A 22,127-nucleotide genomic window follows, 5' to 3' on the forward strand; every position below is an offset into this window, starting at 1 on the left:
ACGGGGACGCATCCGGGCCCGTGCGCCGGGTTGCGCACCGTGGAAGAACCGCCGGCCGGGCCGCGCGGCGCATGCTGACCACGATGGGCCCGGCCGTCGACGTCCGGCCAACCCCGGCACGCCGGCGGGCCCGCCAGGGGGAGGGACCATGGTCGCCGCACGGGTCGCGTCATCGGTGGTACGCCGCCAGGTCAGGTACGTCGCGCCGGTGCCGGCCGGCACCGCCCGGGGCCTGGTGGCCGAGGTGTACGCCCAGGCGCAGGACGAGCAGAAGCTGGTGGTTCCGCCGGTGCTGCTGCACTCCCCGGCGCCGCCGGTGCTCGCCGCGTACTGGATGTTGATGCGGGAGCCGCTGATCGCGGGCCGGGTGGTGGACCGGCGCACCAAGGAGGCGGTGGCCGCCGGGGTGTCCGTGGCCAACACCTGCCCGTACTGCGTGGACATGCACAGCATCAGCCTGTACGACCTGGCCACCGAGGACGACGCGGAGGCCGTCGCCGACGACCGGATGGCCGACCTGGGTGATCCGGTGGTGCGGGCGGTGGCCGGTTGGGCCCGGCAGGCCCACACCGGTGCGACGGTCCCCCCGTTCCCGGCCGCCCACGGCCCGGAGCTGGTGGGCGTGGTGGTGGCCTTCCACTACCTGGCCCGGGTGGTCAACGTCTTCCTGCCCGACCATCTGCTGCCCGCCGGCCTGTCCGGTGCCGCCCGCCGCCGGTTCAAGCGGGCCGTCGGTCGGTTGCTGCGACCCACCCTGCGGGCCGCGCCCCGGCCGGGTCGGTCGCTGGCGTTGCTGCCGGTGGCTGCGCTGCCGCTCGACGCCGGGTGGGCCGCCGCCGATCCGGTGGTCGCCGGTGCGGCGGCCCGCGCCTACCGGGCGTTCGACCTGGCCGGTGCGGAGGCGGTGCCGGCGTCGGTACGGGCGCTGGTGCGCGACCGGCTCGACGGTTGGGACGGGCAGCCGCCGGGACCCGGTCGACGCTGGTGCGACGAGGCCGTCGGCGGGCTGCCGGAGCGGGACCGGGCGGCCGGTCGACTGGCGCTGCTGACCGCGTTCGCCTCCTACCTGGTCGACGACGAGGTGGTCGCGGGGTTCCGCCGGGTCGAGCCGACCGACCGGGCGCTGGTGCAGGCGGTGGCCTGGGCGGCGTACGCGGCGGCGCGGGAGGTCGGTCGACGCTGTGCCGGCCCCGTCACCCGATGACGTCGCCGATCAATTCCGGGGCCATCGGGTAATGCGCCGGTGGCGCACCTTTGAAGTAGACGATCTGTTTCGCCGCTGAAAACATAACTTCAGGAGGCATCCCTCCTGACGTGCGAGAAGATAGGGGGACGCCAGGTGTCGAATACATTCCGGAGATTGCGGCGACGCATTCTCACGCCCTCGTTGTCGGAGACCAAACTGGATGTGCGCGGTTTCCACCGTAAGGACCCGGCCGCCGTCGAACTGTTGGAAACCGTCGGTGAGTCATTTCTGACCGGGTACGCCGCAGCGGCCGAGGCCCGGGAGCCCGCCGACGCGGAGCCGGCGCTGGAGGCGGTGCGCGCGCAGTTCCGCGGCTTCGCCTACGAGGGTGCCGCGATGGGCTTCGCCGTGCTGGACGCCCTGCCCGGCGGCCGGTCGGACCGGGTGGCGACGTTCCTGTCCGGCCGGGGTGCCGACCACGTCTACATGGCCTACGTCGGTGTCGGCTGGGCGATGGCCCGGGTGCCCCGGTTCCGCTGGTCGAAGCTGTCCGCCCCGGACCCGCTGCTGCGCTGGCTGGTGCTCGACGGGTACGGCTTCCACCAGGCGTACTTCCACACCCGTCGGTACGTGCACGAGCACTACCAGGAGTCGGACTTCCCGTGGCCTGCCGACGGCCCCCGCTGGTACGCCCAACGCGCCATCGACCAGGGCATCGGTCGGGCGATGTGGTTCGTCGGCGGCACCGACGCGGCGGTGGTCGCCGATCTGATCGACAGGTTCCCGGCCGAGCGCCGGGCCGACCTCTACGGCGGTGCCGGCCTGGCCGCCACGTACGCCGGTGGCGTCGACGCCGACGAACTGCGCGTGTTCCTCGACCGGGCCGGTTCGCACCGTGCCCAGGTCGCCCAGGGCAGCGCGTTCGCGGCGACCGCCCGGCTGACGGCCGGCCTCCAGACCCCGCACACGGCCCGGGCCACGGCGGTGCTGGCCGGTACCACCCCGGCGGAGGCGGACCGGATCTGCGCCGCACAGCGGCCGACCGGCGCCGACAGCCCGCTGGAGCCCGCCTACGAGGTCTGGCGTCGTGCCATCGCCGACGAGCTGCGGGTACGCGGAAGGCACTGACCGGGACTCCGTCCCCGTCCCTGTTCCCGTCCCGCCGGCCGCCGGGTGGTCCCGGCGCAGCCTCCCCACACCTGCCCACGACTCGGCAGGCGCCTCGCCACGCCCGTGGCGACCCGAACGGTAAGGAGATCGTGCCCGCATGACCAGGATCGCCATCGTTGGCATGGCGTGCCGATACCCGGACGCCACCTCGCCCCGAGAACTGTGGGAGAACGCCCTCGCCGGTCGCCGGGCCTTCCGCGCGCTGCCCGACGTCCGTATGCGGTTGGCGGACTACTGGGACGCGGACCCGAGCGCCCCGGACCGGTTCTACGCCCGCACCGCCGCCGTCATCGAGGGGTACGAGTTCGACAGGCTCGCCTACAAGATCGCCGGTAGCACCTACCGCTCCACCGACCTGACCCACTGGCTCGCCCTGGACATGGCCACCAAGGCGTTGGGCGACGCGGGCTTCCCGCTGGGGGAGGGGCTGCCCCGCGACCGCACCGGTGTGGTCGTGGGCAACACCCTCACCGGTGAGTTCGCCCGCGCCAACGTCATGCGGCTGCGCTGGCCGTTCGTCCGTCGTACCGTCGCCACCGCGCTGCAACAGCAGGGCTGGGACGACGACCGGTTGGCGACCTTCCTCGACGGGTTGGAGCAGCGCTACAAGGCGCCCTTCCCGGAGATCGACGAGGACACCCTCGCCGGTGGCCTGTCCAACACCATCGCCGGCCGGATCTGCAACTACTTCGACCTCAACGGCGGCGGGTACACCGTCGACGGCGCCTGTTCCTCGTCGTTGCTGTCGGTCGCCACCGCCTGCCGGGCCCTGCTCGACGGTGACCTCGACGTCGCGGTGGCCGGTGGGGTGGACCTGTCGATCGACCCGTTCGAGATCGTCGGCTTCGCCAAGACCGGCGCGTTGGCCCGCGACGAGATGCGGGTCTACGACCGGCACTCCAACGGCTTCTGGCCGGGGGAGGGGTGCGGGATGGTGGTGCTGATGCGGGAGGCCGACGCGCTCGCCGCCGGCCACCGCAGCTACGCCACCATCGCCGGCTGGGGCATCTCCTCCGACGGTAAGGGCGGCATCACCCGTCCCGAGGTCAACGGCTACCAGCTCGCCCTGCGCCGGGCGTACGAGCGGGCCGGGTTCGGCATCGAGTCGGTGCCGCTGTTCGAGGGGCACGGCACCGGTACGGCGGTCGGGGACGCCACCGAGTTGACCGCCCTGTCGGAGGCCCGCCGGCAGGCCGACCCGACCGCCCCGCCCGCCGTGATCACCTCGATCAAGGGCATGATCGGGCACACCAAGGCGGCTGCCGGGGTGGCCGGCCTGATCAAGGCGGCGCTGGCCGTGCACCACCAGGTGCTGCCGCCCGCGCTCGGCTGCGTCGACCCGCACGAGTTGCTCACCCGCGACGACGCGACGCTGCGGGTGCTGCGGGCGGCCGAACCGTGGCCGGAGGGTCAGCCGGTGCGTGCCGGCATCACCGCGATGGGGTTCGGCGGCATCAACACCCATGTGGTGCTGGAGCGGGCCGGGACGGCCCGTCGGGTCGCCTTCGACACCCGGACGGCCCGCCTCGCCACCTCCGTGCAGGACGTGGAGCTGTTCCTGGTCGACGGGTCCTCGCGGGACGAGCTGCGCGACCGGCTGGGGGAACTGCTCGAGCACGTGCCGACCTTGGCCCAGGGGCAGCTCGCCGACGTGGCGGCCACCCTGCACGACCAGTTGGCCGACCGACCGTACCGGGCGGCGGTGGTGGTTTCCTCGCCCACCGACGCGCAGCAGCGGCTGCGGCGGCTGTGTGAGTTGCTCGACTCCGGCGAGACCCGGCTGGTCGACGGCGACGGGCGCAGCTTCCTCGGCCACGTCGGCGGCGCCGGCCGCATCGGTTACCTCTTCCCCGGTCAGGGTGCCGGCCGCGGGACCAGCGGCGGGGCGCTGCGCCGCCGGCTGACCGAGGTGGACCAGGTGTTCCGCCGGGCCGACCTGCCGGTCACCGGGGACATGGTGGCCACCGCGCTGGCCCAGCCGCGCATCGTCACCGGGTCCCGGGCCGGCCTGGCCGCCCTGGACCTGCTGGGTCTGGACGCGACCGTCGCGGTCGGGCACAGCCTCGGTGAGTTGTCCGCCCTGCACTGGGCCGGCGCGATGGACGACGAGACCCTGCTGCGGGTGACCCGCGCCCGGGGCGCGACGATGACCGAGCACAGCTCCTCCGGGGTGATGGCCAGCGTCAACGCCGGGCCGGAGCGGGTCTCCGCGCTGGTGGCCGGCGTGCCCGTGGTGATCGCCGGGTACAACGGGCCGGAGCAGACGGTGGTGGCCGGCACCGAGGACGCGGTCCGGGCCGCCCTCGACCTGGCCGCCGACGCCGGGATCGGGGCGTCCCTGCTGCGGGTCTCGCACGCCTTCCACTCACCGCTGGTGGCACCGGCGGCGGACGCGTTCGCGGGGCACCTGACCCGGGAGTCCTTCGGCCCGGTCCGCCGCCGGGTGGTCTCCACCGTGACCGGCGAGACCCTGGCCGCCGAGACCGACCTGCGGGGGCTGCTGCACCGCCAGATCACCGACCCGGTGCTGTTCGCGCAGGCGGTGGCGTTGGCCGCCAAGGACATCGACCTGTTCGTGGAGGTCGGTCCGGGGCGCATCCTCAGCGGCCTGGCCGGGGCGATCACCGACGTGCCGGCGGTGGCCCTGGACACCGACGACGAGTCGCTGCGCGGGCTGCTGCGGGTGGCCGCCGCCGCGTTCGTGGTGGGTGCCGCGCACGACTACCCGGCGCTGTTCGACGACCGGCTGCGCCGGCCGCTGCGCATCGGGGCCGAGCAGCACTTCTTCGCCAGCCCCTGCGAGCAGGCACCGCTGGTCGATCTGCCGGAGGCGACCCGGGCGGACCGCCCCGCCCCGACCGACGCCGACGGGCCGGTCGACGGTGAGTCCACGGTGCAGATGCTGCGCCGGCTGGCCGCCGAGCGGGCCGAGTTGCCACTGACCATGGTGCACGGCGAGAGCCGACTCCTGGACGACCTGCACCTCAGCTCGATCACCGTCGGGCAGATCATCAACGAGGCGTCCCGGTTGGTGAACGTGCCGCCGGCCCAGGCCCCCACCAACTTCGCCACCGCCACCGTCGCGGAACTGGCCGTGGCGCTCGACGAACTGTCCGCGACCGGCCAGGCCGGCGACCACGACCGGTCGCCTGCCGTGACCGGCGCGGCGACCTGGACCCGGGCCTTCACCGTCGACCGGGAGCCGGCCGCACCACCGACCCCGGTGGGCGGTGGCGCACCCGGTCGGTGGCAGGTCTTCGCCCCCGACGGTCACCCGCTGGCCGCGCCGCTGCGGCACGCCCTGGAACGGGCCGCCGTCGACTCCGGTGTGCTGGTGTGCCTGCCGGCCGAGTGCACCGAGGAGCACCTCGCGCTGGCCCTGGACGGGGCGAAGCAGGCCCTGGCCGGGCCGGCCGGCACCCGGTTCGTGCTGGTGCAGCGGGGTCGGGGCGCGACCGGGGTGGCCAAGACGTTGCGCCTGGAGGCGCCGCAGCTGCGGGTGACAGTGGTGGACACCCCGGCGGGACCCGGGGCCGTCGAGCGGGTGGTCGCCGAGGTCGGTGCCACCACCGGCTACCAGGAGAGCCACTACGACGACGCGGGTACGCGCCAGCTGCCCGTGCTGCGGGCCCTGCCGGTACGCGCCGCGCAGACCCGGCCCGCCCTCGACGACTCCGACGTGCTGCTGGTCACCGGTGGGGGCAAGGGCATCACCGCCGAGTGCGCCCTGGCGGTGGCGGAGCAGACCGGGGCCCGGCTGGGGCTGGTCGGCCGCTCCGATCCGGCCGAGGACACCGAGCTGGCGGACAACCTGCGGCGGATGGCCGCCCGTGGGGTGACCCTGCACTACACCCGGGCCGACGTCACCGACGCCGGGCAGGTCGCCGCCGCGGTGGCCGAGGTGCGGGCGGCGTTGGGTCCGGTGACCGCGGTGCTGCACGGCGCGGGACGCAACGAGCCGGCCGCGCTGACCGCGCTGGACCAGGCGGCGGTCCGGCGGACCTTCGCCCCCAAGCTGGACGGCCTACGGGCGGTGCTCGCCGCGGTCGACCCCGGGCAGCTGCGCCTGCTGGTCACCTTCGGCAGCATCATCGGCCGGGCCGGCCTGCGTGGTGAGGCGCACTACGCCACCGCCAACGACTGGCTGGCCGGCCTCACCGAGGAGACCGGCCGACAGTTCCCCCGATGCCGGGCGCTGTGCCTGGAGTGGTCGGTCTGGTCCGGGGTGGGGATGGGTGAACGGCTGTCGGTGGTGGAGTCGCTCAGCCGGGAGGGGGTCGTCCCGATCAGCCCCGACCAGGGCGTCGAGGTGCTGCTGCGGCTGCTCGCCGACCCGGATGTGCCGCCCGTGGTGGTGGTCAGCGGCCGGGCCGAGGGGATGGACACCCTGCGCTACGACCGTCCGCCGCTGCCGTTGCTGCGGTTCGTGGACAAACCGCTGGCGTACTACCCGGGTGTCGAACTGGTCAGTGAGGTCGAGCTGACCGCCGGCACCGACCGCTACCTCGCCGACCACCTGCTCGACGGCAACCTGCTCTTCCCGGCGGTCTTCGGGATGGAGGCGATGACGCAGGTGGCGGTCGCGGTCACCGGCCGGTCCACGGTGCCGGTCGTCGAGCAGGTGGAGTTCCCCCGGCCGATCGTGGTGCCGCCCGACGGCAGCACCGTCATCCGGGTGGCGGCCACCGTCACCGACGACGCCGTCGTCCAGGTGGCGATCCGCAGCGCCGAGACCGGGTACGCCACCGACCACTTCCGGGCCCGGCTGCGGTTCACCGACACCGCCGTCCCCGACGGCCCGCCCGGACGCACCGACCCGGGCCTGCCGCAGGTGCCGCTGGCACCCGAGCGGGACCTCTACGGCGAGTGGCTGTTCCAGGGTGGCCGGTTCCAACGGCTGCGCGGGTTCCACCGGGCCGCCGCCCGCGACGTGGACGCCGAGGTGGCCGTCGGTGGGGGTGACGCCTGGTTCGCCGGCTTCCTCCCCGACGAGCTGCTGCTCGGCGACCCCGGCACCCGGGACGCGTTCATGCACGGCAACCAGGTCTGCGTACCCGACGCCACCCTGCTGCCGGTGGGCGTGGAGCGGATCTGGCCGGCCGGGGCACGGATGTCGGGCACCGGCACGGTGCGCTGCTGCGCCACCGAACGCAGCCGCGACGGCGACACCTACGTCTACGACATCGCGGTGCGCGACGAGTCCGGGGCGGTCGTCGAACGCTGGGAGGGCCTGCGGTTGCAGGCGGTCCGGCACCGGGGTGGCCGGGGACCGTGGCTGCCGGTGCTGCTCGGCTCGCACCTGGAACGGGGGCTGGGCGACGTGCTCGGTGCCCGGGTCGCGGTCGCCGTGGAACCCGACGGCGCGGCGGACACTCCCCGCCGGGTCCGGACCGCCGTCGCCGTCGGCCGGGCCCTCGGCGCCCGGCACGAGGTGCGTTACCGCCCGGACGGCCGGCCGGAGGTCGACGGTGACCGCGGTGTCTCGGCGGCGCACGGTGCCGGGGTCACCCTCGCGGTCGCGGCGACCGGGACGGTCGGCTGTGACGTCGAGCCGGTGGCCGAGCGGTCGGCGGCGGACTGGGCGGGCCTGCTGGGCGTCCACGCCGGTCTGGCCGCGTTGGTCGCCGGGGACCGCGAGGAGAGCGCGCACACCGCGTCGACCCGGGTGTGGGGCGCGGTGGAGTGCCTGCGCAAGGTCGGCCTGCCGGCGGATTCGCCGCTGACCCTGACGCCTGGCGGCCCCGACGGCTGGGTGGTCCTGGCCTCGGGTGCGCTGCGTGTCGCCACGTTCGCCACGAGCCTGGTGGACATCCCGGAACCGGTGGTGTTCACCGTGCTCACCGACGGGTGGAGTTGATCATGGACAAGTTCTTCGAGTATCCGCACACGGTCGGTTTCGAGGAGACCAACATCGTCGGCAACGTCTACTACGTCAACTACCTGCGCTGGCAGGGACGGTGCCGGGAGATGTTCCTCAAGCAGCACGCCCCGGACGTGCTGGCCGACCTCCAGGACGACCTGAAGCTGTTCACCCTGAAGGTCGACTGCGAGTTCTTCGCCGAGATCACGGCCTTCGACGAGCTGTCGATCCGGATGCGCCTGGTCGACCTGGTGCAGACCCAGCTGGAGTTCAGCTTCGACTACGTACGCCTCGACCCGGGCGGCGGCGAGACACTGGTCGCCCGGGGTCGGCAGCGGGTGGCCTGCATGCGCGGGCCCAACAACCGGACCGCGCCCACCCGGGTGCCGGAGGCGCTGACCCGGGCGCTGGCGCCCTACACGGCCACCGTCCGGGCCCAGTGACGGCGAGGGGACCACGATGGACATCTCTGCGGGCGCTGACGACGCGGTGGTCGACCCGGCCGCGCTGCGGCGGGCCTTCGCCGCCTTCGCCACCGGCGTCACGGTGGTCACCGTCGGGGGACGCACCCCGCACGGGATGACCGCGAACGCCTTCACCTCGGTGTCGCTGGACCCACCGTTGCTGCTGGTCTGCGTGGACCGGGAGGCGGTCATGCACCGTCACCTGGTGGCCGCCGGCAGCTTCGCGGTGTCGGTGCTCGCCGCCGACCAGGAACACGTGGCGCGGCACTTCGCCGACCGCCGCCGGCCGCTCGGCGCCGCCCAGTTCGACGTCGTCGACTGGCGGCCGGGCCGGCTCACCGGAGCGCCGCTGATCACCGGCGCGCTGGCCTCCTTCGAGTGCGCACTGTGGCGCGACTACGAGGGCGGCGACCACACCATCTTCGTCGGCCGGTTGTTGTCGGCCGAGAAACTCCACGAGGAGGACGCGGTGCTGTTCCTGCACGGACGGTTCCGGCAGATCACCCCCATGCCGAGCGGGGTGGTCCGGTGACCACGGTCGCGCCCCGGGTGGTCCCCCGGGGCCCGACCGGGGTGGCGATGCTCGGCACACTGTGGAAGCTGGGCCGCGACCGGCTCGGCCTGATGCGCTCCGCCGCCGAGACCTACGGCGACGCGGTGCGCCTCGGCCCGGGGCGGGGGCTGCACTTCTTCAACCACCCCGACCACGCCAAGCACGTGCTGGCCGACAACAGTCAGAACTACCACAAGGGCATCGGGTTGATGCACGCCCGGCGGGCCCTGGGTGACGGGCTGCTGACCAGCGAGGGCGAGTTGTGGCGGGAGCAGCGTCGGGTGATCCAACCGGTGTTCCAGGCCCGCCGCATCGCCCAGCAGGCCGGAATCGTCGCCGAGGAGGCCGGCCGCCTGGTCGACCGGCTGGAGACGTACGCCGGTGGCGAGCCGGTCGACATGATGCGGGAGATGACCGGGCTCACCCTCGGGGTGCTCGGGCGTACCCTGCTCGACGCCGACCTCGGTGGCTTCCGGTCGCTCGGGGCGGCCTTCGAGTCGATGCAGGACCAGGCCATGTTCGAGATGGCGTCGATGAACATGGTGCCGATGTGGGTGCCGCTGCCGCAGCAGATGCGCTTCCGCCGGGCCCGCCGCGAGCTGGCGGAGATCGTCGACGAGTTGGCGGAGCGGCGGCGTGCCCGGCCCGGCCACGAGGACCACGACGACGCGCTGTCGCGGTTGCTGGCCTCGACCCGCCGGGAGCCGGACCCCGCGGTCGGCCGGCGGCGGCTGCGCGACGAGCTGACCACCCTGCTGCTGGCCGGGCACGAGACCACCGCCAGTACCCTCGGCTGGACCTTCCACCTGCTCGACCGGCACCCGCAGGTGTGGGAGCGGGTACGGGCCGAGGCGCTCGAGGTGCTCGGCGACCGGGCGCCGACCTATGAGGACCTGCCCCGGTTGACGTACACCTCGATGGTGCTCAGCGAGGCGATGCGTCTCTACCCGCCGGTGTGGATGCTGTCCCGCCGGGCGCAGGAGGCCGACGAGGTCGGCGGCTACGCGGTGCCCGCCGGTACCGACGTGCTGATCTGCCCGTACACCCTGCACCGGCACCGGGCCTACTGGGACGAGCCGGACCGGTTCGACCCGGAGCGGTTCTCGCCGTCGGTGTCGGCCGGCCGGCCCCGCTACGCCTACGTGCCGTTCGGCGCCGGCCCCCGGTTCTGCGTCGGCAACCACCTCGGTCTGATGGAGGCGGTCTTCGTGGTGGCCATGGTGAGCCGCCGGTTGCGGCTGCACACCCCGGCCGGGCACCGGGTGGTGCCCGAACCCATGCTGTCGCTGCGCATCCGGGGCGGTCTGCCGATGACGGTGCAGGCCCTGACGTGACCCTCGGGGCACAGCCACGAAGTGCGGTTCAGCAACATCGAATAACCGACACGCAGGCCACACTGGTTACTATTGCGCTGAGCAACTCTCAGGTTGCTCATCGTGCTGGGGGAGGTGCGATGAGTCCCGGATGCGCGGCGACCACCCCGGCCGGTGAGGCCCGAGGTGCCCGCCCTGTCCCAGGAGCCGCCGTCGCACCGACGGGCGGCTGCACCGCCGTCATCGCGAACGCGCCGACGGCCGTCACCCGCCGTGCTGTCCGGCGCCCGCTGTCCGCGGCGGCGTCACCGCCGATACGTTCGGACCGGCCGCTGCCGGGCGGCGCAGTCCCGCCGCTGGCGGCGTCCGGCGGTGGTCACCGGGACCCTGGGGGGACGGATGCGCATCTCAGATCTGGCCAGGATCAGTGGTGTTCCACTTCCGACGATCAAGTTCTACATCCGGGAGCGGCTGCTCCCACCGGGCCGACCCACCGCGCGTAACCAGGCGGAGTACGGCGAGGAGCACCTCGCCCGGCTCCAGCTGATCCGGGTGCTGGCCGGCATCGGGCGGCTGAGTCTGTCCTCGGTCCGTCGGGTGCTGGCCGCCCTCGACGACAAGGGGCTCTCGCTGGGCGCCCAGTGCCGGGCCACGATCTGGGCGCTCTTCCCGGACCAGCCCGAGGAGGACGCCCCGGACGTCGGCCCGGCCCGGGTCCAGGTCGACGACTTCATCGACCGCCTCGGCTGGGAGGTCGACGCCGCCTCACCCGGTCGGGACACCCTCGCCCATGTGCTGACCGCGTTGCAGCGGCTCGACGCCAACTGCGACATCGACGTGTTCAGTGAGCACGCCGAGAGCGCGGCGCGGATCGTGACGCACGAGTTCGGGCACGAGTCGGCGCACTCCGCCACCGCCATGGCGGTCTGGAACGTGCTGTCCGAGGTGGCCTTCGAGGCGATGCGCCGGATGGCGCAGGAGAGCCACCTGGCCCACTGCTGCGCGACCTCCGCCGACCGGGTGGCGGGTGCCTGAGCGGCCACCACCATGGAATGTCGGCACGCTGGAAGACGACAGTGGGTCACCCGGGCCCCAGCCTGAAGAGGCGGCGTGCTGCCGTCCCCCGGCCCGCTGCGGTGCCGGTGTCCGTCGACCGAGGGGGAGACCACCCGACATGTCCAACCAAGCCGTACCCCGCCCTTCCCGATCGGGCCCGCTCGGCCGGCTCAACGGCCCCTACCACCGCACGGCGCTGAACCTGTACATGGTCGTGGTGCTGGCGCACTGGGCCGAGCACCTCGTCCAGGCGTTCCAGATCTGGGTGCTGGGCTGGCCGGTGCCGCAGTCCCGGGGCGTCCTCGGGCTGGCCGTGCCGTGGCTGGTCACCTCGGAGTGGCTGCACTACGGGTACGCCATCGTGATGCTCATCGGGCTGGCCCTGCTGCGCCCCGGTTTCGTCGGTCGTGCGCGTACCTGGTGGACGGTGGCGCTGGCCATCCAGTTCTGGCACCACATCGAGCACCTGTTGCTGCTGCTCCAGGCGCAGACGGGGCACTTCCTGTTCGACCGTCCCGTGCCGACCAGCGTGCTGCAGCTGGTCTTTGCCCGGGTGGAGCTGCACCTGTTCTACAACACGATCGTCTTCCTGCCGATGGTGGTGGCGATGTACCTGCACCTGCGACCCACCCCCGCCGAGCAGGCGACGATGGCCTGCACCTGCGCCCCCCGCTCGGTCAGGGCGCTCACGCCGGCATGACCGCCGCCGGACAGGACGGCCGCCGCCGTGGCTTCGGGCCGCGCGCGGCGGCCGTCGCCGTGGTGCTGGTGACCGTGGTGACCGCGCTGTGGCTGCGTTCGCCGAACCCGCCGGGACCGGCCGAGACGGTCGCCGCCGTCGTGGTGCCTGCGGACGGCAGCCGGTTGCCCACCGGGCCGACCGAGGTGCGGCTGCGCCTGGCGGGAACTCCGGATCCGAACGAGGCGCACGTGTCGTTGACGCCGGCGGACGGCCCGCAGGTGCCCACCGGTGCCTCCCGCCGCGACGGCAGCGACCTGGTGGTGTCGGTGCCGGCCCTGCCGCAGGGCAGCTACACCGTCGCCTACCACGTGTGGCTCACCGACGGCCGGCAGAGCACCGGGCGCAGCGTGTTCGCCGTCGGCGCCGCAACGCTGCTGCCGCCGGCCGCCGTCGTGCCCGAGACCGGACACCAGCACGTCGGCACCGACCCCCTGGACGGTCTGCTGCTGGTGCTGGACCTGGTGCTGCTGATCGCGCTGTCGGTGCTCCTGCTGCGCCGGCCCCGGGTCGCGTCCGACCCGGAGGAGCCCCAGGACCGCTGATCCGCCGCCTGGCGTCCGGGCCCGCTGGTGGTCCCGGGCGTCGGGTGGTCCACCGTGCGGGCCCCTCGAACCCCTGTGGTCCGGCGCGTGTGGTCCGGCCGGCCGGTGGTCACCTCGACCGCCCGTGGTCCCGGCCCGGCGCGACCGGGGTCGAACCGCCGGGCCGTGCCCGGCCGACCGTGACCCGTCCGGCGGGGCCCGGCCTGTGCGGCGGGGCCCGGCCTGTGCGGCGGGGCCCGGCCTGTGCGGCGGGGCCCGGCCTGTGCGGCGGGGCCCGGCCTGTGCGGCGGCGCCCGGTCTGGCCCGACTCGGCCCGGTTCGACCGGCTGACACGGCGATGCGGCGCATCCCACCTTTCGTGGGATGCGCCGCTGGCTCCGGTCGGTTCGCGGTCCGACCCGCCGTCAGGCCGCTTCGACCCGGTAGCCGACCTGGTCCAGCGCCATCCGGCGGATGTCGAGCAGGGCGAGCAGCACCGGCGGGTCGATGGACCGGGCCGGCTTGAGGCCCATCTCGATCGGGGGTACGGCCTGGTCACGCCGGACGATGATCGGTCCGTGCGAGCCGACGAAGATGTCCTCGGGGTCCAGGTCGTGGGCGTCCGTGGGGGAGCCGTCGGTGCGTACCGACTGGACGAGCAGGTACCAGTGTCCCTCGGGGACCGTCTCCAGCTCGAACGCGCCCGCGCCGTTGAGCACCGCACAGCGGACGGGTCGGCCCTCGGGCAGCGGGTCGGGGAAGAGCCCGACGAAGACGAAACCGAGGTCCTCGTCGTCCGGTCCGGTGACGGTCCCCCGTACCGTCGAGGTGCGTCCGGCCGAGCCGCCCCTGGTCTCGTCCTGCGGAATGCGCGTGCTGAAGCCCCGGTAGCGCCGGTAGGCGGTGGGGGACATGCCGACGCTGCGGGTGAAACGTGAGCTGAAGGTGCCGACACTGTTGTAGCCGACCCGCAGGCTGATGTCGGCGACGTTCAGGGTGGTGGAGACGAGCAGGTGCTTCGCCTCCTGGAGGCGGATGGCGGAGAGGAAGCGTCCGGGCGAGACGCCGGTGACCCGGCGGAAGATCCTTGAGAAGTGGAACTTGCTGAACATTGCGGCACGGGCCATGTCGTCGATGGTGAGCGGCTCGGCGATGTTGTCCCGCATCGTGACGATGGCCCGCTCCACCGCCCGTTCAATGACGTCTTCCACGGTCTCCCCCAGGTGTTCGATTCGTCGGTCGGTGGCATCCCCGGGCACAGTTGTGGCGACTGCGTGCCTACGGTGTCTATGCCGGCTGATTGACGGAGCGTTAAATCTCGATCAATGCATAAACGCGGATGCGGCCGTCGAAATTGCCTTGGCCGTCGGGGCCGTGTTGATGCTAGCGCGACCAAAGATAGGCGGCAATGAGCGCCGATGCCGGCGGTATGGATAGCCATGCTATCGATCCCGGCCGTATTTGCCAGCGGAGATCCTCGCTATCCGTCCGACCGCCCCCGATGTCGTCCGCGCAGCGTACGGCCATTGTTGGGTTGGGTGTACCGGGCGGGCCGGGGGCGGTGCGAGATGATTCGTCCGATCTGCTGGGTGGGCTGGAGGCGCTCCCAATCGGCAGGCATTAAACCGGCAATAGCCATATTTTGGGGTGTATCGAGGCAGCCGCATCGCGGTCAAGCGGGCGTTCAGGAGAGCAAAGTCAGAGAACTTTGACGCATCGCGATCGGCGAGAGACTCGCTGTGATGGCACGACCGAGCCCCGCTCGTCCGGTCCGTGCCGGCGGGAGAGCACGCTCTGAGAAGACTCCATTGGTCTTCTGGCTGACGATGTTCGTGGCCCCCGAAAGGGCTCCAGTCATCTGATGGGCGGTTAATCCGTTGGTTATTCACCCCGCCGCGGAGGGTGGTAATCATCAGTATCCCCGCCCCGGTCGGTGGCACTTCCGAGTGACCAGTCAACGGGCGAACGACGCGCCCACTAAAACGTAGGGGGACTGTTGCCGTCTCAATCTGCCGGCTTCCTTCGCCGCGCAACTCCCGCAGCCTTTGTGCTCGTTCTGCTGAGCATTCTCTTCGTCGTGGCACAGCGCCCTGCGGCGTCCGCTGCCGAGCGGTCGGAGCTGGCCGCACGGTTCCAGTTCGCCGAGCTGCCGATCGCGCTGCCACCCGCACCCGCCGCCCGCCAGGTCCGCGAGGTCAATCCGGAGTACGAGCACATCAAGTCCTGGGTGTCCTCGGTCGGGGCCGCGATCGCCCTCAACGACCTGGACGGTAACGGGGTGGCCGACGACCTCTGCCTGGTCGACACCCGTAGCGACACGGCCGTGGTGACTCCGGCACCGGACAGCGGGGCCCGCTACCAGCCCTTCGTCCTCGATCCCCGGCCCCTGCCCACCGACACCACCATGGCTCCGATGGGCTGTGTGCCCGGCGACTACAACCTCGACGGCCGCACCGACCTGCTGGTCTACTACTGGGGTCGGACGCCGGTGCTCTTCCTGCACCGGGCCGCCGCCACCGACCTGCGCCTGGGCAGCTACGCGCCGACCGAGCTGATTCCCACCCAGCCCGGTCCGGCCAACCGCTACCAGGGTGCACTGTGGAACACCAACGCGGTGGCGGTCGCCGACTTCGACGGCGACGGTCGGCCGGACATCGGCGTGTTCAACTACTTCCCCGACACCCAGGTGCTCGATCCGGACGGGCAGCCCAACGTCCAGATGAACGCCTCCATGTCGCACGCCCGCAACTCCGGCGGGGCGCACGTGCTGCGCTGGGACGCGGCCACCGGTGGTGACCAGCCCTCGGTGCGGTACGTCGAGCAGAAGGCGGTCCCCGGCCCGGTCTCCACCGGCTGGACCCTCGGCGCGGCGTCGGCCGACATCGACGGTGACCTGCTGCCCGAGCTGTACCTGGCCAACGACTTCGGCCACGACCACCTGCTGCACAACGTCTCGACCCCGGGCCGGATCAGGTTCGCCCAGACGCAGGGCCGGCGGGGCGCGTTCACCCCGAAGTCGATGGTGCTCGGTCAGGACTCCTTCAAGGGCATGTCGATCGACTTCGGTGACCTCGACAACCGGGGCAGGTTCGACATGTTCGTCAGCAACATCACCAGCTCCTGGGGGCTGGAGGAGAGCAACTTCGTCTGGATGAACAACGCCGGCAGTCCGCAGGACGCGCGGGCCAAGCTCACCCGCGGGGTGGCGCCGTACGACAACAAGGCGTCCAAACTGAACATGGCCTGGACCGGCTGGGGCTGGGACGCCAAGATGGCCGACTTCGACAACAACGGTTCGCTGGAGGTGGTGCAGGCCGACGGGTTCATCAAGGGCACCACCAGCCGGTGGGCCTGGCTCCAGGAGTTGGCGATGTCCAACGACCTGATGCTGCGCAACCCGGCGATGTGGCCGAAGGCGGAGCCGGGCGACGACATCGCCGGTAACGACAAGCTGGCGTTCTGGGTGCGGCAGGGCAAGACGTTCGTCAACCTCAACGCCGAGCTTGGCCTCGACGTGCCCATCCCGACCCGGGGCGTGGCGGTGGCCGACACCAACGCCGACGGGGTGCAGGACTTCGCCGTGGCCCGCCAGTGGGGTCCGCCGGCGTTCTACCGCAACACCGCCGCGTCCCCGGGTGGCTTCCTCGGTCTGCGCCTGCACCGGCCGACGGTGGGTGGCCCGGCCGACGCCCGGACGCCGGCCTACGGCGCCCAGGTCAAGATCCGTACCGCCGACGGGCTCACCCAGGTCGCCCAGCTCGACGGCGGCGGCGGGCACTCGGGCAAGCGCAGCTTCGACGTCTTCTTCGGGCTGGGCTCCGCCGGGGACCGCCCGGTGTCGGCCGAGGTGTGCTGGCGTGACCTGACCGGCGCGACCCACAAGCAGACCCTCTCGCTCACCTCCGGTTGGCACGACCTGATGCTGACCGCCGACGCCCAGGAGATCACCCGATGACTGACGTCAGACAGGAAGGCGTGACCGACGCCGCGGTGCGTACGGTCCCGGGCGGGGTCCGGCCCGTCGATGCGGCGACCCCGCCCACGGCCCGACCGGCGGTGCCCCGGGTGGACGGCAAGGACCCGCGCTATCTGGCGCTGCGCAACTTCGCCATGTCGATGTCGATCTTCAACATCATCGGCTACACCCTGCTCGGTTTCGAGCAGCCGTGGACCTGGCCGTTCTTCGCCCTGCTGGTGGGTTACACCGCCGAGATCGGGATCGAGATGGTGTCGGCGTGGGCCGGCAAGCGGCGACCCGCCTTCAGCGGCAACGGGGTGTGGGGGATGTACACCTTCCTGCTGCCCACCCACATCACCGCGCTGGCGGCGAACATGCTGCTCTACGCCAACGACCGGTTCTGGCCGGTGGCGTTCGCCGTGGTCGTCGCGATCGGGGCGAAGACCGCCCTGCGGGCGCCGGTCAACGGGCGGATGCGGCACTTCATGAACCCGTCGAACTTCGGGATCACGGTGACGCTGCTGGCCTTCTCCTGGGTCAACATCGCGCCGCCCTACCAGTTCACCGAGAACGTGCCGGACGCGATCAGCATCATGGTCCCGCTGGTCATCATCACCGCCGGTACGGTGCTCAACGCCATGCTCACCCGCAAGGTGCTGCTGATCGTCGGTTGGCTCGGCGGTTTCGTCATCCAGGCGGTGGTCCGGGCGTTGGTGCTGGACGTGGCGATCTGGGCCGCGCTGGTGCCGATGACCGGGGTGGCCTTCGTCCTGTTCACCAACTACATGATCACCGACCCGGGTACGACGCCGTCGCGGGGCCGCAACCAGTTCATGTTCGGCTCCGCGGTGGCCGGGGTCTACGGGGTGCTGGTCGCGTTCAACGTGGTCTACACCCTCTTCTTCGCCGTCACCATCGTCTGTGCCGTCCGTGGCCTGATGTGGTGGGGCATCTGGTGGCGTGACCGCAGTCGCGAGCGCGCTCGGGGGTCGGTGCCGGTCAGTCCGGCGGCGCCGGCGCTGGTTCGCTGATCCGGTCCGTGACGACGTGGGGCCGTCCCGCCGGGGCGGCCCCACGTCCGTCCCGGCGGGACGGATCGCCGCGACCGGCTGCCGGCCGGGGCGGGGGAGCCCGGTGTGCCGCCCGGTCAGCCGGTGCGCAGCAGCGGCGGCAGGCCGGCCGCGTGCACCACGGGCGGATCGAAGGTGCGCATGGGGCGCAGGGTGAGGTCGGCCCGGATCGACCGGGACGGGCAGCCGACCGTCACCGGCCCGTGGTGGCCGACCAGCAGCGGTCGCACCCCGGTGGTCGACCGGCGGCGGTGCACCGCGTGGGCCAGGACGAACCAGGTGCCCGGCGGCACCGGGCCCAGCAGGTACGCGCCGGGGCCGGGCAGGACCGTGGAGCTGACCGGCTTTCCCTGCTGGATCCGCTCCGGGAACAGCCCCACGAAGATCCAGTCGGGCGCCTCGCCGGGAAGCGTCCTGATCTGTCCCCGCACGGTCGGGCCGGTGGCGTCGGTCGGGTCGGGGCGGATCGGGCACGGCGGCCGGTAGGGCAACTCCCGGCCGAGGGCGCGGCCGAGCCGGCGGAAGCTGGAGGGGGGCAGACCGACGCTGCTGCTGAACCGCGCGCTGAACGTGCCGACACTGGTGTAACCGACCTGGTGGCTGATGTCGGTGACACTCCACGAGGTGGCCAGCAGCAGGTGTTTGGCCCGCTGGAATCGGATCGCCGACAGAAAGCGCCCGGGTGACACTCCGGTTACCCTGTGGAACACCCGGCAGAAGTGGTACTTGCTCAGCAGGGCGGTTCGCGCCATCTCGTCCACGCTGAATTGCTTCCCCAGATTCTGGTGCATTTCGGCGATGACCCGCCGGACCGCCCTGCTGCTGTGGTCTTCCATCGTGCCCCCGGCGAGCGTAATGGTGGGTGCTGGTCTGTACGACGTGGATCGTCTGGCTGAGCTGCGACGATGCAGCGTCGTTCCGGTTCCGCGACGTCCCCCGGGGCGGAATCGGCAAATGGCGGTTGACGCCGACAAAAGGGTTTTGTCGGTTTTGTCGAATCAGCTGACCTCAATGCTAGGGCACCCTCTGAGCATGGTCAACGGCGCGAAATCCGAATGGCACTAACAGGTGTCTTTTCCGGATGCGTACCCCCTGTCTATCCGGTGATGATTGCCGTCATGGCCCGATGCGCCCGGCTCAATGATTGATGTCGGAAAAGCGCTGCGGGCGGATCGCCCGTCGCCATCCGGCGATTCGACCGTTGACCTGGGCAACGAGGAAGGTGCGCCGGACCCGGTGCCGGCGTCACGATGAGAGGCGTCCGCAAATGGGCAACGTGAGGACCGACAACGCCGACGACGACGAGGCCCGCCCCCGGCCCGGCCGACCCCGTACCGCCGCAGCGGACGGGGCGCACCGGACGCCCTCCGCCCTGGACGCCTGGGCGCGGGCGAACCGGCGTGGGCAGTGCGACTGGGCCGACCCGGAGACCGAGCCGCACCTGATCCGCGGTCTCGACTGAACCGGACCACCACGTCCGCGCCGGCCGCTGGAGGGAGAAGGACCGTGAAGGGAATCGTCCTGGCCGGAGGGTCGGGCACCCGGCTCTACCCGATGACCGTGCCGGTGTCCAAGCAGCTCCTGCCCGTCGGTGACAAGCCCATGATCTACTACCCGCTGTCGGTGCTCATGCTGGCCGGCGTCCGGGACATCCTGGTCATCGCCAAGCCGGCCGACCTGCCGCAGTTCCGCCTGCTGCTCGGCGACGGCTCCCGGCTCGGCCTGGCCATCTCCTACGCCGCGCAACCCGAGCCACGCGGCATCGCCGAGGCGTTCCTGATCGGGGCGGACCACGTCGCAGGCCACCCCAGCGCGCTGATCCTGGGCGACAACATCTTCCACGGCACCGCGTTCTCCCGGCTGCTGCGCGAGGAGACCGCCGCGGTCAGCGGCTGCACCCTGTTCGGCTACCCGGTCCACGACCCGCAGCGCTACGGCGTCGGCGTCACCGGCCCCGACGGCACCCTGCGCGACATCCAGGAGAAACCGTCCCAACCGCACTCCAACCGCGCCATCACCGGCCTGTACCTCTACGACCACGAGGTCGTCGACATCGCCAAGAACATCAGGCCGTCCCGCCGGGGAGAACTGGAGATCACCGACGTCAACCGGGTGTACGTCGACCGGGGTCGGGCCCGCCTGGTCGACCTCGGGCGCGGCTTCGCCTGGCTGGACACCGGCACCCCGGAGTCACTGCTACAGGCCAGCGTCTACGTGCAGACCATGCAGGAACGCCAGGGCGTCCGGATCGCCTGCCTGGAGGAGACGGCGCTGCGGATGGGCTACATCGACGCGGCGGCCTGCCACCGGCTCGGCGCCGCCATGGCCGGCTCCGACTACGGCCGCTACGTGATGGACATCGCCGAGGAGTTCGGCGCCTGACCCGTGCGGTGCCGCCCGTGCGGTCCGGCGTCGCGCCGCAGGCCCCCCCGCCCGCCGCCGTCAGCCGGTGGCCAACGGCAGCCGGACGACGAACCGGCAGCCCTCGGCGACGTTGTGCACGTCCACCCGGCCGCCGTGCGCCTCGACCAGGCCGCGCACGATGGCCAGCCCCAACCCGCCGGAACCCGCCATCGGGCCGTTGCCCGCGTGCGGGGTGCGGGCCGGCTCGCCCCGGAACGCCACGTCGAACAACCGGGGCAGGTCGGCCTCGGGAATGCCGCCGCAGGTGTCGGCGACGGCCAGCCAGGCGACGTCGCCGTCGCGCCCGGCGTCGACCCGGACGGTGCCGTCGGCCGGCGTGTAGCGCACCGCGTTGAGCAGCAGGTTGCCCACCACCCGGCTCAGCTCGCGCTCGCTGGCGGTCACCGTGGGCCAGCCCGACTCGGCGGACAGCAGCCGGATGCGGCGCGCGGCGGCCAGCGGCGCGGTCCCGGCCAGGGCGTCGGAGACCACGTCACCCAGCGGCACCGCCGACAGTGACAGCCGCAATGCCCCGGCGTTGATCCGGGACAGCTCGAACAGGTCGTCGACCAGCCGGGTCATCCGGTCGGTCTCCACCCGGATCCGGCGGTGGTACTCGTCGACCGTCACCGGGTCGGCGACCACCCGGTCCTCCAGCGCCTCCGCCATCGCCCGTAACCCGGCCAGCGGGGTCCGCAGGTCGTGCGACACCCAGGCGACCAGGTCCCGGCGGCCCTTCTCGATCCGCCGCTCCCGGGCCCGCGCCTGGTCGGCCCAGACCGCCGCGGTGGCGAGCCGGCGGGCGAACAGCCAACCCACCGCGAGGCTGACCAGCGCCGCCGCCGAGACGGTGATCAGCACCACCTCCAGGTCGTGCGGGGAGAGGAACATCGCCTCGGCGATCACCGCGACCCCGGCCACCACGGCGCTCACCGTCATCGCCAGCAGCACCGTGACGTGCACGGTGATGGACCGGCCGCGCAGCAGCCGCAGCATCCCCGCGCCGAGCAGCCCCACCCCGCCGGCCGCGGCCAGCGCCGCCCCGAAGATCAACGCCAGGTCAGTCATCGGCCGGCTCGTACCGGTAACCCACACCCCAGACCGTGACGATGCGGCGCGGGTTGGCCGGGTCGTCCTCGATCTTCTCCCGCAGCCGGCGGACGTGCACGGTCACCGTGGACTGGTCGCCGAACCGCCACCCCCAGACCCGTTCCAGCAGCTCAGCGCGCGACAGCGCCCGGGCGGGATGCCCCATCAGGTGGGCGAGCAGGTCGAACTCGCGCAGGGTCAACGCCAGGTCGCGACCGTGCAACCGGGCCACCCGGGGACCGGTCAGCACGCTCAACCCGCCGTCGGTGAGCACCTGCGCCGTCGCCGTGACCGGCTCACCGCCGGCCCGGCGCAGCACCGAACGGACCCGCAGCACCAGCTCCCGGGGGGAGAACGGCTTGCTCAGGTAGTCGTCCGCACCCAGTTGCAGGCCGAGGATCCGGTCCGCCTCGTCACCCCGGGCCGTCAACATCACGATGGGTACGCCGTCCGGGCGCTGCCGCAACCGACGGCACACCTCCAACCCGTCCAGCACCGGCAGCATCACGTCCAGGACGACCAGCTGCGGAGGCGAGGCAGCCACCGCGGCGAGCGCGGCGGCCCCGTCCCCCACGTGGTCCACCTGGTAGCCGGCGTGCTCCAGATAGCGGCACACCACGTCGCTGACCGTCCGGTCGTCGTCGACCACCAGCACCCGTTGCGCCACCGGCACCTCCCTCTCGTGCCGGCCAGCGTAACGGCGCGACGGGCCGCCGAACCTTGCCAGCTGATTACGGTGCGC

At 72.4% G+C, this 22,127-nt stretch carries 17 protein-coding genes; 13 read left to right on the plus strand and 4 right to left on the minus strand.

All coding sequences use genetic code 11. The features are described 5' to 3' along the window. The first annotated feature begins 148 nt into the window (after positions 1 to 148). The 9 genes from AB0C22_RS09305 (at position 149) to AB0C22_RS09345 (ending at position 12,886) form a co-directional block, all read left to right on the plus strand. Positions 149 to 1,204: a carboxymuconolactone decarboxylase family protein gene (locus AB0C22_RS09305; protein WP_357534411.1), complete on the plus strand. Its 1,056-nt coding sequence runs from the start codon at positions 149 to 151 to the stop codon at positions 1,202 to 1,204. A gap of 135 nt (positions 1,205 to 1,339) precedes the next feature. After that, positions 1,340 to 2,314 (plus strand): DUF1702 family protein, encoded by a 975-nt coding sequence (locus AB0C22_RS09310; RefSeq protein ID WP_219462636.1) that lies wholly within the window; start codon positions 1,340 to 1,342, stop codon positions 2,312 to 2,314. A gap of 139 nt (positions 2,315 to 2,453) precedes the next feature. Continuing rightward, entirely contained in the window at positions 2,454 to 8,213 is a 5,760-nt protein-coding gene (locus AB0C22_RS09315) for a type I polyketide synthase (RefSeq protein ID WP_219462633.1), read from the plus strand. A 2-nt stretch (positions 8,214 to 8,215) separates the two neighbouring features. Beyond that, positions 8,216 to 8,659, plus strand: coding sequence for an acyl-CoA thioesterase (locus tag AB0C22_RS09320; RefSeq protein WP_208566627.1), 444 nt, complete (start codon positions 8,216 to 8,218; stop codon positions 8,657 to 8,659). A 16-nt stretch (positions 8,660 to 8,675) separates the two neighbouring features. Continuing rightward, positions 8,676 to 9,212, plus strand: coding sequence for a flavin reductase family protein (locus tag AB0C22_RS09325; protein WP_208566626.1), 537 nt, complete (start codon positions 8,676 to 8,678; stop codon positions 9,210 to 9,212). Beyond that, a complete protein-coding gene (locus AB0C22_RS09330) occupies positions 9,209 to 10,567 on the plus strand; it encodes a cytochrome P450 (protein ID WP_357534414.1) in 1,359 nt (452 codons plus the stop codon). Before AB0C22_RS09325 ends, AB0C22_RS09330 begins: the two co-directional genes overlap by 4 nt. Before the next feature lie 378 nt (positions 10,568 to 10,945). Beyond that, a complete protein-coding gene (locus AB0C22_RS09335; protein ID WP_219462629.1) occupies positions 10,946 to 11,581 on the plus strand; it encodes a MerR family transcriptional regulator in 636 nt (211 codons plus the stop codon). A gap of 139 nt (positions 11,582 to 11,720) precedes the next feature. Beyond that, complete coding sequence (locus AB0C22_RS09340) at positions 11,721 to 12,302, plus strand: hypothetical protein (protein ID WP_208566623.1); 582 nt, start codon at positions 11,721 to 11,723, stop codon at positions 12,300 to 12,302. Beyond that, a complete protein-coding gene (locus AB0C22_RS09345) occupies positions 12,299 to 12,886 on the plus strand; it encodes a copper resistance CopC family protein (protein WP_219462627.1) in 588 nt (195 codons plus the stop codon). Before AB0C22_RS09340 ends, AB0C22_RS09345 begins: the two co-directional genes overlap by 4 nt. 404 nt (positions 12,887 to 13,290) lie before the next feature. Here AB0C22_RS09345 and AB0C22_RS09350 read toward each other — a convergent pair whose 3' ends face one another. Further along, complete coding sequence (locus AB0C22_RS09350; RefSeq protein WP_208566621.1) at positions 13,291 to 14,076, minus strand: AraC family transcriptional regulator; 786 nt, start codon at positions 14,074 to 14,076, stop codon at positions 13,291 to 13,293. A gap of 836 nt (positions 14,077 to 14,912) precedes the next feature. Between AB0C22_RS09350 and AB0C22_RS09355 the strand changes: the two genes are divergently transcribed. Beyond that, complete coding sequence (locus AB0C22_RS09355) at positions 14,913 to 16,820, plus strand: CRTAC1 family protein (protein WP_219462625.1); 1,908 nt, start codon at positions 14,913 to 14,915, stop codon at positions 16,818 to 16,820. A gap of 155 nt (positions 16,821 to 16,975) precedes the next feature. After that, entirely contained in the window at positions 16,976 to 17,854 is an 879-nt protein-coding gene (locus AB0C22_RS09360; RefSeq protein ID WP_244252125.1) for an enediyne biosynthesis protein, read from the plus strand. Positions 17,855 to 17,970: 116 nt separating this feature from the next. Here the strand turns inward: AB0C22_RS09360 and AB0C22_RS09365 are convergent, their stop codons facing one another. Further along, positions 17,971 to 18,729 carry an AraC family transcriptional regulator gene (locus tag AB0C22_RS09365; protein WP_357534417.1) on the minus strand — a complete coding sequence of 253 codons (759 nt, stop codon included), beginning with the start codon at positions 18,727 to 18,729 and terminating at the stop codon, positions 17,971 to 17,973. Positions 18,730 to 19,160: 431 nt separating this feature from the next. Here AB0C22_RS09365 and AB0C22_RS09370 point away from each other — a divergent pair, with 431 nt between their 5' ends. Continuing rightward, positions 19,161 to 19,355, plus strand: a complete 195-nt coding sequence (locus tag AB0C22_RS09370; RefSeq protein ID WP_219462621.1) for a hypothetical protein — start codon at positions 19,161 to 19,163, stop codon at positions 19,353 to 19,355. 44 nt (positions 19,356 to 19,399) lie between these two features. Further along, the gene (rfbA, locus tag AB0C22_RS09375) at positions 19,400 to 20,275 is read left to right on the plus strand and encodes a glucose-1-phosphate thymidylyltransferase RfbA (RefSeq protein WP_219462618.1); all 876 of its coding nucleotides are present in this window, start codon (positions 19,400 to 19,402) and stop codon (positions 20,273 to 20,275) included. 60 nt (positions 20,276 to 20,335) lie between these two features. Here the strand turns inward: rfbA and AB0C22_RS09380 are convergent, their stop codons facing one another. Next, positions 20,336 to 21,364 carry a HAMP domain-containing sensor histidine kinase gene (locus AB0C22_RS09380; RefSeq protein ID WP_219462615.1) on the minus strand — a complete coding sequence of 343 codons (1,029 nt, stop codon included), beginning with the start codon at positions 21,362 to 21,364 and terminating at the stop codon, positions 20,336 to 20,338. Further along, entirely contained in the window at positions 21,357 to 22,052 is a 696-nt protein-coding gene (locus tag AB0C22_RS09385; protein ID WP_208566612.1) for a response regulator transcription factor, read from the minus strand. Before AB0C22_RS09385 ends, AB0C22_RS09380 begins: the two co-directional genes overlap by 8 nt. Positions 22,053 to 22,127: the final 75 nt, after the last annotated feature.

Source organism: Micromonospora sp. NPDC048894 (genome assembly GCF_040649765.1).
In the GTDB taxonomy this organism is placed as follows: domain Bacteria; phylum Actinomycetota; class Actinomycetes; order Mycobacteriales; family Micromonosporaceae; genus Micromonospora; species Micromonospora antibiotica.

Coding starts and splice junctions, on each gene's coding strand:
- AB0C22_RS09335 (WP_219462629.1), top strand. CDS start 10,946: ATGCGCATCTCAGATCTGGCCAGGATCAGTGGTGTTCCACTTCCGACG.
- AB0C22_RS09380 (WP_219462615.1), bottom strand. CDS start 21,364: ATGACTGACCTGGCGTTGATCTTCGGGGCGGCGCTGGCCGCGGCCGGC.
- AB0C22_RS09340 (WP_208566623.1), top strand. CDS start 11,721: ATGTCCAACCAAGCCGTACCCCGCCCTTCCCGATCGGGCCCGCTCGGC.
- AB0C22_RS09325 (WP_208566626.1), top strand. CDS start 8,676: ATGGACATCTCTGCGGGCGCTGACGACGCGGTGGTCGACCCGGCCGCG.
- AB0C22_RS09305 (WP_357534411.1), top strand. CDS start 149: ATGGTCGCCGCACGGGTCGCGTCATCGGTGGTACGCCGCCAGGTCAGG.
- AB0C22_RS09320 (WP_208566627.1), top strand. CDS start 8,216: ATGGACAAGTTCTTCGAGTATCCGCACACGGTCGGTTTCGAGGAGACC.
- AB0C22_RS09360 (WP_244252125.1), top strand. CDS start 16,976: ATGTCGATGTCGATCTTCAACATCATCGGCTACACCCTGCTCGGTTTC.
- AB0C22_RS09315 (WP_219462633.1), top strand. CDS start 2,454: ATGACCAGGATCGCCATCGTTGGCATGGCGTGCCGATACCCGGACGCC.
- AB0C22_RS09370 (WP_219462621.1), top strand. CDS start 19,161: ATGGGCAACGTGAGGACCGACAACGCCGACGACGACGAGGCCCGCCCC.
- AB0C22_RS09345 (WP_219462627.1), top strand. CDS start 12,299: ATGACCGCCGCCGGACAGGACGGCCGCCGCCGTGGCTTCGGGCCGCGC.
- AB0C22_RS09365 (WP_357534417.1), bottom strand. CDS start 18,729: ATGGAAGACCACAGCAGCAGGGCGGTCCGGCGGGTCATCGCCGAAATG.